Annotated in this window: 12 protein-coding genes; 11 read left to right on the top strand and 1 reads right to left on the bottom strand. The window is 71.9% G+C overall.

The annotated features are described in order from the left end of the window. Positions 1 to 41: 41 nt before the first annotated feature. From ACZ7DE_RS11255 to ACZ7DE_RS11220, 8 genes are all read left to right on the top strand, one after another. Entirely contained in the window at positions 42 to 821 is a 780-nt protein-coding gene (locus tag ACZ7DE_RS11255; protein WP_470759715.1) for an ATP-binding cassette domain-containing protein, read from the top strand. Continuing rightward, on the top strand, positions 812 to 2,083 hold the full coding sequence (locus ACZ7DE_RS11250; RefSeq protein ID WP_470759713.1) for a sugar ABC transporter permease: 1,272 nt from the start codon (positions 812 to 814) through the stop codon (positions 2,081 to 2,083). The genes ACZ7DE_RS11255 and ACZ7DE_RS11250 overlap by 10 nt, the downstream gene beginning before the upstream one ends. Positions 2,084 to 2,773: 690 nt before the next feature. Then, positions 2,774 to 3,997 (top strand): PP2C family protein-serine/threonine phosphatase, encoded by a 1,224-nt coding sequence (locus ACZ7DE_RS11245; RefSeq protein ID WP_470759711.1) that lies wholly within the window; start codon positions 2,774 to 2,776, stop codon positions 3,995 to 3,997. Positions 3,998 to 4,037: 40 nt separating this feature from the next. Then, complete coding sequence (locus ACZ7DE_RS11240; RefSeq protein WP_470759709.1) at positions 4,038 to 5,651, top strand: sensor histidine kinase; 1,614 nt, start codon at positions 4,038 to 4,040, stop codon at positions 5,649 to 5,651. Next, positions 5,648 to 6,097, top strand: a complete 450-nt coding sequence (locus ACZ7DE_RS11235; protein ID WP_470759707.1) for a response regulator — start codon at positions 5,648 to 5,650, stop codon at positions 6,095 to 6,097. The genes ACZ7DE_RS11240 and ACZ7DE_RS11235 overlap by 4 nt, the downstream gene beginning before the upstream one ends. Before the next feature lie 356 nt (positions 6,098 to 6,453). Beyond that, a complete protein-coding gene (locus ACZ7DE_RS11230; RefSeq protein ID WP_470759705.1) occupies positions 6,454 to 7,683 on the top strand; it encodes a PP2C family protein-serine/threonine phosphatase in 1,230 nt (409 codons plus the stop codon). Positions 7,684 to 8,089: 406 nt separating this feature from the next. Then, complete coding sequence (locus tag ACZ7DE_RS11225) at positions 8,090 to 8,521, top strand: hypothetical protein (protein ID WP_470759703.1); 432 nt, start codon at positions 8,090 to 8,092, stop codon at positions 8,519 to 8,521. Positions 8,522 to 8,734: 213 nt separating this feature from the next. Next, on the top strand, positions 8,735 to 9,382 hold the full coding sequence (locus ACZ7DE_RS11220) for a hypothetical protein (RefSeq protein WP_470759702.1): 648 nt from the start codon (positions 8,735 to 8,737) through the stop codon (positions 9,380 to 9,382). A 134-nt stretch (positions 9,383 to 9,516) separates the two neighbouring features. Here ACZ7DE_RS11220 and ACZ7DE_RS11215 read toward each other — a convergent pair whose 3' ends face one another. Beyond that, on the bottom strand, positions 9,517 to 9,753 hold the full coding sequence (locus ACZ7DE_RS11215) for a hypothetical protein (RefSeq protein WP_470759700.1): 237 nt from the start codon (positions 9,751 to 9,753) through the stop codon (positions 9,517 to 9,519). Positions 9,754 to 10,387: 634 nt separating this feature from the next. Here ACZ7DE_RS11215 and ACZ7DE_RS11210 point away from each other — a divergent pair. Genes ACZ7DE_RS11210 through meaB form a run of 3 tightly spaced genes read left to right on the top strand, consistent with a single transcriptional unit; the run spans position 10,388 to position 15,383 of the window. Further along, positions 10,388 to 12,199: a methylmalonyl-CoA mutase family protein gene (locus ACZ7DE_RS11210; protein ID WP_470759698.1), complete on the top strand. Its 1,812-nt coding sequence runs from the start codon at positions 10,388 to 10,390 to the stop codon at positions 12,197 to 12,199. Continuing rightward, the gene (gene scpA / locus ACZ7DE_RS11205) at positions 12,199 to 14,373 is read left to right on the top strand and encodes a methylmalonyl-CoA mutase (protein WP_470759696.1); all 2,175 of its coding nucleotides are present in this window, start codon (positions 12,199 to 12,201) and stop codon (positions 14,371 to 14,373) included. The genes ACZ7DE_RS11210 and scpA overlap by 1 nt, the downstream gene beginning before the upstream one ends. A 5-nt stretch (positions 14,374 to 14,378) precedes the next feature. Next, positions 14,379 to 15,383 carry a methylmalonyl Co-A mutase-associated GTPase MeaB gene (meaB, locus tag ACZ7DE_RS11200; protein ID WP_470759694.1) on the top strand — a complete coding sequence of 335 codons (1,005 nt, stop codon included), beginning with the start codon at positions 14,379 to 14,381 and terminating at the stop codon, positions 15,381 to 15,383. Positions 15,384 to 15,414: the final 31 nt, after the last annotated feature.

Here is a 15,414-nt window from a genome sequence, read left to right as displayed (position 1 = left end):
GCACCCGATGAACTGTCCCCGGAGACGGAAGGAGGGGCCCTGTGCCCGTTCAGCCCCTGCTGGCACTGCGCGGCGTCTCCAAGCGGTTCGCCGCCGTCCAGGCGCTGGTGGACGTCGAACTGGAGATCAGCGGCGGGGAGGTGGTCGCCCTGATGGGTGACAACGCCGCGGGCAAGTCCACCCTCGTCAAGGTGATCTCAGGGGTCGGTCCCGCCGACAAGGGCGTGATCGAGTGGCAGGGCAGCGCCATCCAGATCAGGCGCCCCCAGGACGCCCACATGCTGGGTATCGCGACCGTCTACCAGGACCTCGCGATGTGCGACAACCTCGACGTCGTCGGCAACCTCTTCCTGGGCCGGGAGATCCACCGGCTGGGTGTCCTCGACGAGGTGGAGATGGAGCGCCGCACCCGCGATCTGCTGCACACCCTCTCCATCCGCATCCCCGACGTGCGCATGCCGGTCGCCGCCCTGTCCGGCGGCCAGCGGCAGGTCGTCGCGATCACCCGCTCGCTCCTCGGCGCGCCCAGACTGCTCCTGCTCGACGAGCCCACCGCCTCCCTGGGCGTCGAGCAGACCGGCCAGCTCCTGGACCTCATCGAGGAGCTGCGCGACCAGGGTCTCGGGATCCTCCTCATCAGCCACAACATGGGCGACATCAAGGCCGTCGCCGACCGGGTCGCCGTCCTGCGCCTCGGACGCAACAACGGCCTCTTCGACGTGAACACGACCTCCCAGGAACAGATCATCTCCTCCATCACCGGCGCCGCGGACAACTCCGTCGCCCACCGCACCAGCCGCCCCGAAGAGGCGTGGCCGTGAGGGGGAGGCGGCCCCGGGCGCACACCGCCGACGCCGAGCCCGCCGACGACCGGGGCGCCGCAGGACGCCGGTACGCCGAGCGCCTCGGCGCGCACGTTCACACGGTGCGCCGCAGACTGCACGAGGGCGACCTCGGCCCGGTCCCCGTCCTCCTCGCCCTCGCCGTCATCTGGACGGTCTTCCAGAGCCTCAACCACAACTTCCTCTCGCCGCGCAACCTCTCCGTGCTCAGCGTGGACATCGTCGGGACCGGCATCATCGCCGTCGGCATCGTCTTCGTGCTGCTGATCGGCGAGATCGACCTCTCGGTGGGCTCGCTCGCCGGTCTGGCGGGCGCCGTGTTCGCGGCGCTGAACGTGAACCTCGGGATGACGGAATGGCTCGCCGTGATCATCGCGGTGATCTGCGGCGCCGCCGCCGGGGCCGTCCACGGGTTCACCTTCGCCAGGATCGGCGTGCCGGCGTTCGTCGTCACGCTCGCTGGCCTGCTGGCCTGGAACGGCGTGATGCTCTACCTGCTGGGCACTGAGACCTCCATCAACTTCAGCGAGGACGGGCTGGTCGCCATACTGACCAGCCGCTACTTCGACGCCGCCGTCGCCACCTACGGCCTCGCCTCGCTCGCCACCGCCGCGTACTTCCTCGTCTCCTCCCGCGAGCGCAGGCGTCGCAGCGCCGCCGGAATGCCGTACCGGCCGGTGGGCCGGATCTGGGTGCACACCGCTCTGCTCGCGCTCGTCGCGTTCGCCGCCGTCCACGTGCTCAGGCGGTTCGAAGGCGTGCCGCTGGCCCTTCTGATCCTCCTCGCGGTCATCGTCGCCTCGGACCTCTTCCTGCGCCGCACGCCCTACGGACGGCAGATCCTCGCGCTGGGCGGCGGCACGGAGGCGGCCCGGCGGGCCGGCGTCGATGTGACGCGGGTGCGGATCGCGGTCTTCATGGTGTCGGGGACGCTCGCGGCGGTCGGCGGCCTGTTCCTCGCCTCACGACTCACCTCCGCGAGCCAGGCCCCGGGCTCGGGCATGCTGCTCATCAACGCCATCGCCGCCGCCGTCATCGGCGGCACCAGCCTGTTCGGCGGACGCGGCTCGCCCTGGTCCGCGCTGCTGGGTGTGCTCATCATCCAGTCGATCAGCTCGGGCATGGCGCTGCTGGGCGTCGAGCCCCCGATCCAGTTCATCGTCACCGGTGGTGTGCTGTACATCGCCGTCGTCTTCGACTCGCTGGCGCGCCGCGCCGCGGCCTCACCCGGACCTCCCTGACCTCGACTCGACACGGGGCCGCCACGAGCCATCCCACGACGGGGCGGGCCTGGCCGCCGACAGCCGGGCCGACAGCCGGGGGGCCGGACCGCTCGGTCCGACGGCGGCACACCATCGGCCGAGCCTTTCGACGGCGCGACGGGGACGGCGACGCTCGCCCGGCTCTACGGGCGCCCGGCCCGGGCCGACCGACCGACGGACCGCGAACCCGACCGACGGACCGCGGACGCCCGTCACGGGCGTCGTCGGGCCGTCACTCCCGCACTCCCGTATGCCCGTATGCCTCCCCCGCCGCCCCGGTCGTCCACCCGGCCGCCGATCCGGCCGTCCCCCGCCCCTCCTCCCCCGCGACTCGCGGCCCATGGCCGCTTCAGGGCGAAGCGTGTGTCTCCGGTCCGGATCCTCGCTGCGCGCCGGAGCGGCGGCGGCCGGGGCGGGCGTGGGCGCCCGGTGGCGGTCGACCGTCCTGTGCCCCGCGCGTGTCCGCGGCCGGACCCTCGGCTTGCGTTCGCGGCGAACTGCCGTGAAAGTAGGGCTCGTTGACCGAAGGGACGCGGGTGACCGACCGCGCAGCAGAACATCTTCGTGCGCGCGCCGGGGCCGACTCACCGGTACGGGTATCCTCTCGAATGTTGTCGTTCGACAACATCACGGGAAAACGCGGCGCATGCGGGTGGGAAGGTCGGGGCCATGAAGTCGTCGCACGCCGGGGACGCCGAGCTGCCGTCACGGGCGTGGGGGGACGGCGTCGCGGAGTGGGACTGGCGGGAGCCGTCCGTTCTGTTGATCGAGGACGACCCCGGCGACGCCCTGCTGGTGGAGGAGCTGGTCGCCGACAGCGCACTGAAGATGCGTCTGCGGTGGGTGCGTTCGATGGCCGAGGCCGTCGACGTGCTCGCGACCGGGACACCCGACTGCGTGCTGCTCGATCTGCATCTGCCGGACGCGCAGGGCCTGGAGGCGGTCTCCAGGGTCAAGGCGCACGCCGACCAGGTGGCGATCGTGGTGCTCACCGGACTCGCCGAGGAACTGACCGGACTCGCGGCGGTCGCCGGCGGTGCGCAGGACTATCTGGTCAAGGGGCGGGTCGAGCCCGAGCTGTTCGGGCGGGCGGTGCGCTACGCGATTCAGCGCAAGCAGGCCGAACAGGCCGCCGTGGCGCTGCAGGCCAGTCAGATGCAGGCGCAGGAGAACGCCCGTCTCGAACGAGGCCTGCTGCCACGGCCGTTGCTGCGCGACGGCGACGTCGACGTCGTGGCCCGCTATCTTCCCGGGCGGGCACAGGCGCTGCTCGGCGGTGACTTCTACGACATCGTGCAGAGCCCCGACGGCACGGTGCACGCACTGGTCGGGGACGTGTCCGGGCACGGGCCGGACGAGGCCGCCCTGGGCGTCGCGCTGCGGATCGCCTGGCGCACGCTGGTGTTCTGCGGCGTCACCGGCCCCGAGCAGGTGGAGCGCCTGGAGGAGATCCTGCTGGCGGAGCGCGCCCGGAGCGACGTCTTCGCGACGCTCATCAGCCTCACCGCCGTGCCGGGAGAGGAGCGCGCCCGGATGGTGCGGGCCGGCCACCACGGTGTGCTGCTGCGCACCGGCGGCGGTGTCGAGTGGGCGGAGCCGCCCGGCGGTCCGGCGCTGGGAGTGATACCCGGTGGGGCGCGGTGGCCGATGGCGGACGTGGAGGTGCCGGCGGGCGCGGGGGTGGTGCTGTTCACCGACGGCCTGTTCGAGGGGCACGTCGGCCGTGGCCACGAGCGGCTGGGCGAGTCCGGACTGCTGTCACTCGCCCGGGAGGGAGCGGGTCTGGCGCCGGAACCGTTCGTCGACGGACTGATCGAGCGGGTGGGGGCCCTGGCCGAGTCACAGGGCGGACTGGCCGACGACGTGGCGCTGGTCCACCTGTGCTGGAAATGAACGAACGGGGCGAGCGGTGTCGGAACGAAGGGTGACGGACATGGCGGGCAGTGCCTGGGCGGGACGCCGGCTCACGGTGCAGAGCTGGTTCTACCTGGCCCTGGCGCTGATGATGCTGGTCGTGGCGGTCGGCACCGTGGTGGGTGCGAACCTGCTGGACCGGACGGCGCAGGTCAGCGACCAGTTGCTGCGGCGCGTCCAGCCGGCCCAGACCGAGGCGTACCGGCTGCAGGCGGCCCTGGTCAACCAGGAGACCGGGGTGCGGGGCTACGCGGGCACCGCCGACCGGCAGTTCCTGGAGCCCTACACCAGGGGGAAGCAGGACGAGGCCCGCGCGGCCGCCCGTCTTCGCGCCCTGATCTCGGACCGCCCCGCCCTTCTCGCCGACCTCGAGGCGGTCGAGCAGAGCGCCGCCGACTGGCGGAGCGACTTCGCCGAGCCGCTCGCGGCCTCCGTCACGCCGGGCCGGCCGCGGACCCTCGACCAGAGCACCGCGGACCGCGGCAAGGCGTCGTTCGACCGCCTCCGCGCCCTGTGGACCGAGCAGGACGCGGATCTGGCACAGGCCGTCCGCGACGGCCGGGCCAAGCTGTCGCACGAGCGGAGGGTGCGCAACGCCGTCCTGAGCGGCATGGTGGTCGTCTTCCTGCTCACGGGGCTCACGCTCGCGGTACTGGTGCGGCTGCTCGTGACCCGCCCGCTGGCGGCGCTGCGCAGGGCCTCGCGACAGGTGGCCGACGGTGACTTCGACCATGTCATCACCGGCGGCGGACCGGCGGACCTGGCCGCGGTGGCGACGGACGTCGAGGGCATGCGCCAGCAGATCGTCTCCGAGTTGGAAGCCTCCCGCCGCCAGCGGGACGCCCTCACCGCGCAGGCCGCCGACCTGGACGCCCAGGCCGTCGAACTGCGTCGTTCCAACGCGGAGTTGGAGCAGTTCGCCTACGTCGCCTCCCACGACCTGCAGGAACCGCTGCGCAAGGTCGCCTCCTTCTGCCAGCTGCTGGAGAAGCGCTACGGCGACACCCTCGACGAACGGGGCCTGCAGTACCTCGACTTCGCCGTCGACGGCGCCAAACGCATGCAGGTCCTCATCAACGACCTGCTCACCTTCTCCCGGGTCGGTCGCGTCAACGACGCGCAGCTGCCCGTCGGCCTCGACCGGTCCCTCGCCAAGGCGCTCGCCAATCTGACGGCGTCCGTCGAGGAGTCCGGCGCTCGCGTCGACCTGCCGGACCACCTGCCCGAAGTCGTCGGCGACCCCACGCTGCTGACCATGCTGTGGCAGAACCTGGTCGGCAACGCCCTCAAGTTCCGCCATCCGGACCGCCCCCCGCAGGTGAGCGTGACCTGCGAGCCGGACCCCGAGCTCCCGGACAGCTGGCGGCTGTGCGTCACGGACAACGGCATCGGGATTCCCCCGCAGTTCGCCGAGAAGGTCTTCGTCATCTTCCAGCGGCTGCACAGCCGTGACGCCTACGGGGGCACCGGCATCGGCCTGGCCCTGTGCAAGAAGATCGTCGAGTACCACGGCGGCAGGATCTGGCTCGACACCGGTCACACCGAGGGCACCCGCTTCTGCTTCACCCTCCCGTCCGCCGCCGCCGCGACGCACGACCCCGGCTCCCCCACCGCTAAGAAGGCGCTGACATGACCACCCCTTCCGCCACTCCCATAAACGTCCTGCTGGTCGAGGACGACCCCGGCGACGAGCTGATGACCCGTGAGGCCTTCGAGGACAACAAGATCGGCAACACCCTGCACGTGGTGCGGGACGGCGAAGAGGCGCTGGACTTCCTCTACCGGCGCGCGGAGCACACCGACGCGCCTCGGCCCGACCTCATTCTGCTCGACCTCAATCTGCCCAAGTACGACGGGCGTCAGGTCCTGGAGAAGATCAAGTCGGACCCGGAACTGTCCCACATCCCCGTGGTCGTCCTCACCACCTCGGCAGCCGAGGAGGACATCCTGCGCAGCTACCGGCTGCACGCCAACGCCTACGTCACCAAGCCCGTCGACCTCGACCAGTTCATCGCCGCGGTCCGTCAGATCGACGACTTCTTCGTCCAGGTCGTACGCCTGCCCCGCAGCGGCGCCTGAATTCACCGGAACGGTTTCCCGGGGATTCCCCAGGGAGTGCGTCCACCGACCGGGAGGCGGCCCCTCGCACGGCCCCCTCGCACGGCCTTTCCGTCTCCGGTCGGGCCTCCGGTCCGCGCCGGGTCGGCCGGTCGCCGGTCTTTCGGCCCACCGGCCCGCTGGTCCAATGGTCCGCCGGCCGTCCGGTCGTCCGGCGGGACGCGGGTCGCCCGACCAGGGCGGTCCGCACGCCGTCGCGCGGGAGCGTTGGAGAGGTCCAGGGGGAGGGAGGGGCGCATTAACCAGGTTCTTCCGCGTTGTCCCTTCTATTGTGGAAACGCACAGTGACGCTCGGTACCGAGGCAGGCGGGCAGGACATGACGGAACCGCGGATCGACTATGCGGCGGTATTCCGGGCCCTGCCCGGCATGGTGGCGCTGCTCACGCCCGAGCTGGTGTACGCCGACGCCAACGACGACTTCCTGCGGCTGGCCGGGCGTACCCGCGAGCAGCTGGTGGGCCGCTACATCTTCGACGTCTTCCCCGAGAACCCGAACGACCCCGCCGCGGCCGGCATGCGCGAGACCCGGGAGTCGATGCTGCGGGTGGTCGACACGGGCGAGCGCGACACGATGGCGCTGCTCCGCTACGACATCGAGGACCCCAAGCAGCCCGGCGTGTGGCAGGAGCACTACTGGAGCCCGGTGAACGCGCCCGTCCACGGCCCCGACGGCCAGGTGACGCTGGTCGTGCACCGGGTGGAGGAAGTGACCGAGCTCATTCAGGCCCGCGGCGGCTCGAGCGGCGGCACCCGCGCCCGCACGCTGGAGGGCGAGCTGTACACCCGGGCCCGGGAACTGCAGGCGGTCAACGAGCGGCTCCGCCAGGCGCACGCGCGTGAGCGCGAGGTCGCCCTGGCCCTGCAGGCGGCGATGCTGCCCGCGCCCGGCCCGACCGGGCCGCACGAGGCGGCCGTGCGTTACCGGCCCGCCGTCGGCGCGCTCAACGTGTGCGGCGACTGGTACGACCTCGTCGATCTGCCCGGCGACAACCTCGCGGTCGCCGTCGGCGACGTCGTGGGCCATGGCCTCGCCGCCGCCTGCGCGATGGGTCAGCTGCGCAGCGCCCTGAGCGCCGCCTGCCGCGTCGCCGACGGCCCGGCCCAGGCGCTGGAGGCCCTCGGGCTGTACGCGCGCTTCGTCGAGGGCGCCGAGGCGACGACCGTCGTCACGACCTTCATCGACTGGCGCAGTCACACCATCGCCTACAGCTGCGCCGGTCATCCGCCGCCCGCCCTCGTACACCCCGACGGCGCCGTCACCTTCCTCGACCAGGCCACCGACCCGCCGCTCGCCGCCCGCCCCGAACACCTGCCCCGCCCTCAAGCGCAGGTCCCGTTCGTCGAAGGCAGCACGCTCGTCCTGTACACCGACGGTCTGATCGAGCGCCGAGGGGAGGACATCGACATGGGTCTGGCCCGGCTCGCCGACTCCCTCACCCGCCACCGGCACTCCGCCCCCGAGCCCGTGGCCGACGCACTCCTGGCCGAGCTGCTGCCCTCCACCGGCACCACGGACGACACCGCCCTGATCGTCCTGCGGCTGTGACCGGCCGAGGACCGAGGCGGGGGCGGCCGTCCGCCGCGGCGAGGGCGCAGACGCGGGTGACACGGGTGACGCCGGTGGCCCGACGACGGTCCACCACAGGGCCTTCAGGATGATCCGGCACCGAAAAGGGACCAGCGCGAGAGGAAGTACCGGAAGCACGGAAGTCACGACTGTCGACCTGCGCCCGGTCATGTGCCCCGCGGAAAGCCCGCCAGGCCGTCAACTTCGAGGGCACATCGCTCCGCCTCAGGGAAAGGGAACCGGTTTCGAAGAGCCGTGTCCGGTGTCCGCGTCTTCCCGCACGGGTTTCTCCGAGGTCCGGGGCCCGAGGGCGGTTGGACATGGCCGCGGACAGTGCGGGCAGGAGACGTTCGTCCTGCCCCCGACATGTGAAGGACCGCCGGCCATGACCACCGAACACGATCCTCTCCACCAGCCGGCCGCCCCGGTCGTGACCGAGCCGGTGCAGGACGTCCAACTCCAGATGCTGGTACGGCTGATCGGGCAGGATGCCCATGCCTCCCTGCCGATCACACTCGTCATCGGAGGCGGCTTCCTCCACGGGGACCTGATCTCCCACGAGGCGTGGACCGCGGAATGGGCGCGCAGTCTGCGCAGCTTCGACGGGCCCGGCGCCCAGTTGCTGAAGCGTTTTCCCGAACAGGTGGACCAAGCGGTCGCCGACAAGCACGGGCATCCCGGCGCGCAACGGCTTCCCCAGTGGATTCATCTGCGCGATGCCACCGGCGCCGCCGGAACGGGCAGGCCTGTCCACATGCCCCTGTGGCGGGGCCGGCTCGCGGACGTGTCGGGGTGGTCCCTGGGCAAGCCCTCCTGAAGGGTGCGAGAGCCGACGGCGGACCGCTCCCCCGGCGCACTCGAGGAACCATTTAGTCCAGTTGTCCGTACTATCTCTCCAACAGTGCCGTACTCAGGGAACTGTCGCCGCTGAACGACGGGTCCAGGCCCGCAGGGCCGGCGTCCCGCCGGGGCGGTGCGTGGGGCAGTCCCGTCGTCTGCCGCCTCGTATCGAGGAAAGGTCGTGTGTTTCATGTCCGAGAACGCTTCCGCCAATGAACTCACCTCGCAGTACACCGCTCAGGTGACCGCCGACCTGGAACGCAACACCAAGGAACAGGAACGCGTCAGCGCCGAAATCGCCGCCCTTCAGGAGCAGTTGGCGGCGCTTGAGCGGGACCACGCCGTACTGGTCAGCATCCAGCAGGCCATCGACTCGGCGCCGACACCGGTCAGGACGGTCGAGCCCGCGCAGAGCGTCCCGGTGCCCGCCCCGCGCAAGAAGGCCACCGCCGCGTCCGGCGCGCGCAAGCGGGCCAAGCCGAAGAAGGCCGCCCCGCAGCCCGCCCGCCCCGCCGAGAAGCCGGCCGCCCGTAAGCGCACCGCCAAGAAGGAAACCGCGCCGGCCGCGCAGCCGACCCTGGTCGACCTGGTCCGCCAACACCTCGCCGACCAGAAGGAACCTCGTTCGGCGGCTGAGGTCGCCACCGCCCTCGGTCAGACCCACCCGGACCGCACCGTCAAGACCACCGTCGTGCGCACCACGCTTGAAGGCCTCGTCGCGAAGGCCCAGGCACAGCGCTCCAAGCAGGGCTCCTCCGTGTTCTACACCGTTGCCGACGCGGCGGAATCGGCCGCCCGGGCGCAGGCTGAGAAGGAGTCCGCGTCCTCCGACGCATGACGCCCGCCAGGTCGCCGGCCCCGCGCACACGGGACGCGGGTGACGGCGGCACACGCCGACGAGCGGCCGCCCCTGGCGACTCCGCCGCGCACGAGGGGCAGCCGGCGTCTCCCCGCCGAGCGGGCCCGCGGAACTCACGGGGCGGAGGACGTGGTCTTCGTCGGCGCCCGTGAGTCGCCGTCCGTGGGCGCCGGGGGTGAGAACGCGAACAGGGCCACCAACGCGGCGACCACCGTCCCCCAGACGCAGATCGCGCCCACGAGATCGCGTGCGTGCGGGCCGCCGCCCGTCGCGGCCTGGTCCCTGAGGCGGTACACGACCACCGCCGCCGCCGTCGCGACCAGCAGGATCAGGACTGCTGTGCCGTCCATGTGCAGTGTCATTGCCGGGCCTTCCGAGGATCGGGGCCTGCCCGCCGGCGTCCGGCGAGGATTCCGGGCGGGCAGGCTCGACCGATGTGCTGCGTGGTGGCGCTGGATCGTGGGAAGTGGGGGCCGGGCAGCCGCCGTGCAGGAAGCCTGACACGCCGTTTTCACGGTGCGGGCGATTCCCAACTCCCGTCAGCCGCCCGTTGGTTCGGGAGTGGCTGACGCATGAGGTCAGCGTAGGGGATTCTCCGGGGGGCCCGTCATGAGCCGTATGTGTACAAACCCGTGGGTCGCACTTCGACGTTCTGCACAAGTCGGTCGGCGCGGGTGACCAGTGCGTCAGGTTCCGGGCTCGGCGCGGTGCGGCGCGTGCGCGTCCCGGCCCGATGCCTGCCCCGCCCCCGGCCACCGCGCCATGCGGCGCCCGTGCCGTGGCGTGCCGTGGTGCGCCGTGCTGTGCTGTGCTGTGCAGGTCGGTATGTCCGCTCGCCCCGGCCGACACGCCCGTCTTCCCTAGTACGCGATCCGTCCGGGGTTCAAGGGCGGCAGGGGGAGGGCCGGGTCACAATCCCCGGGAGGGCAAGGTCACAGCCGTGCCCCCTGCTCTTCTCTTCCGTCTCTGGCCTAGCATCCGAGCATGACGGTCCTGCCTGACGACGGGCTTGAGCTGGCCGGCGAGTTCCCTGACGCCACCCACGAGCAGTGGCAGCGCCTCATCGCGGGCGTGCTGCGCAAGTCGGGCAAGGACGTCGAGGGCGCCGAAGCCGAGGAAGCCCTGTCCACCGCCCTGGAGGACGGGTTGCGCACCCGTCCCCTCTACACCGCGCGCGATTCCGCGCCCGAGCCGGGTTACCCCGGGTTCGCCCCCTTTGTACGGGGCAGTAGGCCCGAGGGGAACACCGAAGGAGGGTGGGACGTACGGCAGCGGCACGCGGCTGCCGACGGCGCGGCCGTGCTCGCGGACCTGGAGAACGGTGTCACCTCCCTCTGGCTGGTCGTCGGCGAGGGAGGCATCCCGACGACCTCTCTCGGGCAGGTCCTCGACGGCGTCTATCTCGACCTGGCGCCCGTCGCCCTCGATGCGGGCGCGGAAGTGGAAGCGGCAGCACGGGAGTTGCTGCGGCTGTACGAGGAGCGGGGCGTCGCCGAGGACGTGGCGCGCGGCAATCTGGGCGCGGATCCCCTCGGTCACGAGGCCCGCACCGGTCGGGCCGGTGACTTCGCTCCGGCGGCCGCTCTGGCCCGGCTGTGCGCCGAGCGGTATCCGGGACTGCGGGCCATGACGGTGGACGCGCTGGCGTACCACGAGGCCGGCGGCTCGGCCGCGCAGGAGCTCGGCGCCTCGCTGGCGACCGGTGTCGCGTATCTGCGGGACCTGACCTCGGCCGGGCTGAGTGTCGACCAGGCCTGTCGCCAACTGGAGTTCCGGTACGCGGCGACCGCCGACCAGTTCCTGACGATCGCCAAGCTGAGGGCCGCGCGCAGGCTGTGGGCCCGGGTCGCCGAGGTGTGCGGGGCGCCGAGCGCCGGCGCGCAGATCCAGCACGTCGTGACCTCGCCGGTGATGATGTCGCGCCGCGACCCGTGGGTGAACATGCTGCGCACGACCATCGCCACGCTGGCCGCGGGGACCGGCGGGGCCGATTCCGTCACCGTCCTGCCCTTCGACGACGCGCTCGGTCTGCCGGACGCGTTCGCGCGCCGCATCGCCCGCAACACCTCCACGATTCTCATCGAGGAGTCGCACCTGTCCCGGGTGATCGACCCGGCCGGCGGGTCCTGGTACGTGGAGCGGCTGACGGACGAACTCGCCCACGCGGGCTGGGAGTTCTTCCAGGAGATCGAGCGGGCGGGCGGCCAGGCGGCCGCCCTGCGCTCGGGACGCCTCGGCCAGGACCTGGCCGACACCTGGCAGGCCCGCAGCGCCCGGCTCGCCAAACGGCGCGAGCCCATCACCGGCGTCAGCGAGTTCCCGTTCCTCGCCGAGAAGCCGGTGGTGCGCGAGGCCGCGCCCGAGCCGCGCTCCGGCGGGCTGCCGAGGGTGCGCCGCGACGAGGCCTTCGAGGCGCTGCGGGCGCGCTCCGACGCCCACCTCGCGGCGACCGGCGCCCGGCCGCGGATCTACCTGGCGGCGATGGGCCCGGCCGCCGCGCACACCGCGCGGCTGACCTTCGCCGCGAACCTCTTCCAGGCGGGCGGCGTCGAGCCCGTCAGCGAGGGCGCCTTCGAGGACAGCGGGGCCACGGAGGTCTGTCTGTGCTCCAGTGACACGCTGTACGAGGAGCAGGCCGAGGCGGAGGCCGCACGGCTGCGGGCCGCCGGCGCCTCGCACGTGTTCCTCGCCGGGCGCCCCGGGCAGTACTCCGGTGTCGACGCGTACGTGTTCGCGGGCTGTGACGCCGTCGCCGTGCTGTCCGCCACCCTTGACCGCATGGGAGTTGTGTCCTGATGGGAATCCCCGACTTCACCGGGATCGAGCTGGGGACCCCGGCCGCCGACGGCGGCGCCGACGAGTGGCGTACGGCCGTGAAGAAGGCGGCCGGCGGGGACGACCTGCTCTGGGAGACCCCGGAGGGCATCAACGTCAAGCCGCTGTACACCGGGCAGGACCTGGAGGGCCTGGACTTCCTGGGCACCTACCCGGGTGTCGCCCCGTACCTGCGCGGCCCCTACCCGACGATGTACGTCAACCAGCCGTGGACGATCCGCCAGTACGCGGGTTTCTCCACCGCCGAGGAGTCCAACGCCTTCTACCGCCGCAACCTCGCGGCCGGGCAGAAGGGTCTGTCGGTCGCCTTCGACCTGCCGACGCACCGGGGCTACGACAGCGACCACCCCCGGGTGACCGGCGACGTCGGCATGGCGGGCGTGGCGATCGACTCCATCTACGACATGCGGCAGCTGTTCGACGGGATTCCGCTGGACAGGATGACGGTGTCGATGACGATGAACGGCGCCGTGCTGCCCGTGCTCGCGCTGTACATCGTGGCGGCCGAGGAACAGGGCGTGCCGGCGGAGAAGCTGGCCGGGACCATCCAGAACGACATCCTCAAGGAGTTCATGGTCCGCAACACCTACATCTACCCGCCGAAGCCGTCGATGCGGATCATCTCCGACATCTTCGCCTACACCTCGCAGCGGATGCCCCGCTACAACTCCATCTCCATCTCCGGCTACCACATCCAGGAAGCGGGCGCGACGGCCGACCTGGAGCTGGCGTACACCCTCGCGGACGGGGTGGAGTACATCCGCGCCGGCCGTGAAGCCGGCCTGGACGTGGACGCGTTCGCGCCGCGACTGTCCTTCTTCTGGGCGATCGGCATGAACTTCTTCATGGAGGTCGCCAAGCTGCGTGCGGCGCGGCTGCTGTGGGCGAAGCTGGTGCGGCAGTTCGACCCGCAGAACAGCAAGTCGCTGTCCCTGCGCACCCATTCGCAGACCTCCGGCTGGTCGCTGACCGCGCAGGACGTCTTCAACAACGTCACGCGTACCTGTGTCGAGGCGATGGCGGCGACCCAGGGTCACACCCAGTCGCTGCACACCAACGCCCTCGACGAGGCGCTGGCGCTGCCCACCGACTTCTCGGCGCGCATCGCCCGCAACACCCAGTTGCTGATCCAGCAGGAGTCCGGCACGACCCGGTCGATCGACCCGTGGGGCGGCAGCGCCTACGTGGAGAAGCTGACCCACGACCTCGCCCGCCGCGCCTGGCAGCACATCCAGGAGGTCGAGCAGGCGGGCGGCATGGCCAAGGCCATCGACGCGGGCATCCCCAAGCTGCGCATCGAGGAGGCCGCCGCCCGCACCCAGGCGCGCATCGACTCCGGACGTCAGCCGGTCATCGGCGTCAACAAGTACCGCGTCGAGACCGACGAGCAGATCGACGTCCTCAAGGTCGACAACTCCTCCGTCCGCGCCCAGCAGATCGACAAGCTGCGCCGGCTGCGCGAGGAGCGGGACGAGACCGCGTGCCGGGACGCGCTCGACGCGCTGACCCGGGCCGCGGGGGGCGGGGGCAACCTGTTGGAGCTGGCCGTGAACGCCGCCCGCGCGAAGGCCACCGTCGGCGAGATCTCGGACGCCCTGGAGAAGGTGTACGGGCGCCACGCGAGCCAGATCCGTACGATCTCCGGCGTGTACCGCAACGAAGCAGGGGAGTCCCCGTCCGTGGACCGCACCCGCGACCTGGTGTCCGCCTTCGAGGAGGCCGAGGGCCGGCGCCCGCGCATCCTGGTCGCCAAGATGGGGCAGGACGGGCACGACCGCGGCCAGAAGGTGATCGCCACGGCCTTCGCCGACCTCGGCTTCGACGTGGACGTCGGCCCGCTGTTCCAGACCCCGGGCGAGGTGGCGCGCCAGGCCGTCGAGGCCGACGTGCACATCGTCGGGGTGTCCTCGCTGGCCGCCGGCCACCTCACCCTCGTGCCGGCCCTGCGCGAGCAGCTGGCCGAGGAAGGGCGCGAGGACATCATGATCGTCGTCGGCGGCGTCATTCCGCCGCAGGACGTGCCCACGCTGCTGGAGATGGGCGCGGCGGCCGTCTTCCCGCCGGGCACGGTCATCCCGGACGCGGCGTACGACCTGGTGAAGCGTCTGTCGGACGACCTCGGGCACGACCTCTGAAGCCCATGGCGATCGACCTCGACGCATATGTGAAGGGCGTACTCGACGGGAAGCGGGCGATCATCGCGCGCGCCATCACCCTCGTCGAGTCGACCCGGCCCCAGCACCGGGCGCTGGCGCAGGAGCTGCTGACCGAGCTGCTCCCGCACAGCGGCCGGGCCCGGCGGATCGGCGTCAGCGGAGTGCCGGGCGTGGGCAAGTCGACGTTCATCGACGCGTTCGGCACGATGCTCACCTCGCTCGGGCATCGGGTGGCGGTGCTCGCGGTGGACCCGTCGTCCAGCCGTACGGGCGGTTCGATCCTCGGCGACAAGACCCGCATGGAGCGCCTGGCCGTCGATCCGGCGGCCTTCGTACGGCCGTCCCCCACCGCCGGCACGCTCGGCGGGGTCGCCAAGGCGACGCGGGAGTCGATCGTGGTGATGGAGGCGGCCGGTTACGACGTCGTCCTCGTCGAGACGGTCGGCGTCGGCCAGTCCGAGACCGCGGTGGCCGACATGGTCGACTCCTTCCTGCTGCTCACCCTGGCGCGCACCGGCGACCAGTTGCAGGGCATCAAGAAGGGTGTTCTGGAGCTGGCCGACGTGATCGCCGTCAACAAGGCGGACGGTCCGCACGAGCGCGACGCCCGCGCCGCCGCCCGCGAACTGGCCGGCGCGCTGCGCCTGATGCACGGCAAGGACGCGGCGTGGTCGCCGCCCGTGCTCAGCTGCAGCGCGCGGGAGTCCGCGGGCCTGGACACCGTCTGGGACCGTCTGGAGCAGCACCGCACCCTGCTGGACTCCACCGGCGGCCTGGCCGCCAAGCGGCGGGACCAGCAGGTCGGCTGGACCTGGAGCATGGTCCGCGACGAACTGCTCGGCCGTCTGCACGGCGACCCTTCCGTTCGGGCTCTGGCACCCGTGCTCGAACAGCAGGTCCGGGACGGAGAGCTCACGGCCACCCTGGCCGCCGAGCGCATCCTGGAGGTGTTCACCGCGTCCGACGGCTCCGGTACGCCCCGGTCCTGACGGGTCGCCGGGTGTGCGGGGCCCGAAGGCG

It is taken from the genome of Streptomyces sp. NPDC037083, assembly GCF_055606485.1.
The sequence above is the reverse complement of the archived record's forward strand: the minus strand, read 5'-3'. Positions and strand labels throughout refer to the sequence as shown.

Bases quoted from the DNA above. Each gene is read 5' to 3' on its own strand.
- ACZ7DE_RS11210 (WP_470759698.1), top strand. From the start codon at position 10,388: ATGACGGTCCTGCCTGACGACGGGCTTGAGCTGGCCGGCGAGTTCCCT.
- ACZ7DE_RS11240 (WP_470759709.1), top strand. From the start codon at position 4,038: ATGGCGGGCAGTGCCTGGGCGGGACGCCGGCTCACGGTGCAGAGCTGG.
- ACZ7DE_RS11215 (WP_470759700.1), bottom strand. From the start codon at position 9,753: ATGGACGGCACAGCAGTCCTGATCCTGCTGGTCGCGACGGCGGCGGCG.
- ACZ7DE_RS11235 (WP_470759707.1), top strand. From the start codon at position 5,648: ATGACCACCCCTTCCGCCACTCCCATAAACGTCCTGCTGGTCGAGGAC.
- ACZ7DE_RS11245 (WP_470759711.1), top strand. From the start codon at position 2,774: ATGAAGTCGTCGCACGCCGGGGACGCCGAGCTGCCGTCACGGGCGTGG.
- ACZ7DE_RS11220 (WP_470759702.1), top strand. From the start codon at position 8,735: ATGTCCGAGAACGCTTCCGCCAATGAACTCACCTCGCAGTACACCGCT.
- ACZ7DE_RS11225 (WP_470759703.1), top strand. From the start codon at position 8,090: ATGACCACCGAACACGATCCTCTCCACCAGCCGGCCGCCCCGGTCGTG.
- meaB (WP_470759694.1), top strand. From the start codon at position 14,379: ATGGCGATCGACCTCGACGCATATGTGAAGGGCGTACTCGACGGGAAG.
- ACZ7DE_RS11230 (WP_470759705.1), top strand. From the start codon at position 6,454: ATGACGGAACCGCGGATCGACTATGCGGCGGTATTCCGGGCCCTGCCC.
- scpA (WP_470759696.1), top strand. From the start codon at position 12,199: ATGGGAATCCCCGACTTCACCGGGATCGAGCTGGGGACCCCGGCCGCC.